Below are 509 nucleotides of genomic sequence, written 5' to 3' on the forward strand. Positions count from 1 at the left end.
CCCGCCTGGCGTCCCCGGGGACGGAGCGGGTGCCGGCCCTCCTCCTCGGGGGATCGCCAGGGCTCCGCGACGACCCGAGCCTGAGGTGGCAGGACACGAGCATCCCGCTGGAGGTCGTCGGCGCGGCGCCGGACGTCGGCGCGACCGGTGACCCGGTCGTCGTGGTCGACCTCGAGGCCGTCACGGCCGCGGGGCTGCCGGCGGAGCCCGTCACGCTCTGGGCCGTCGGTCCCGGGGCCGCCGCCGCACTCGACGCTGCCGCGGACGCGGCTCCCGGGGGCGTCGTGCTCACCTATCCGGTCGAGCTGGAGCGACGACGCGGCGCCGCCCTCCCGGCGGCGGTGGGCGGGCTGGCGGCAGCGGCGTGCGTGCTGCTCCCCGCCCTCGCCCTGCTCGGGACGGCGCTGGCGACGGCGGCCGGGTCCCCGCAGCGGCGTACGTCGCTGGGCCGGCTGCGCGCCCTCGGCTCCTCCGAGCGGGACCTGCGGGGGGTGCTGGTGGGCGAGCTT

At 80.0% G+C, this 509-nt stretch carries 1 protein-coding gene; it reads left to right on the forward strand.

Translation table 11 applies throughout. The features are described from left to right. Nucleotides 1–29 precede the first annotated feature (29 nt). A partial coding sequence (locus FB586_RS19025; RefSeq protein WP_370741106.1) for a hypothetical protein occupies nucleotides 30–509 on the forward strand: 480 nt, incomplete at its 3' end.

The sequence above is a fragment of the Cellulomonas telluris genome (assembly GCF_004886325.1).
Lineage (GTDB): Bacteria > Actinomycetota > Actinomycetes > Actinomycetales > Cellulomonadaceae > Cellulomonas > Cellulomonas telluris.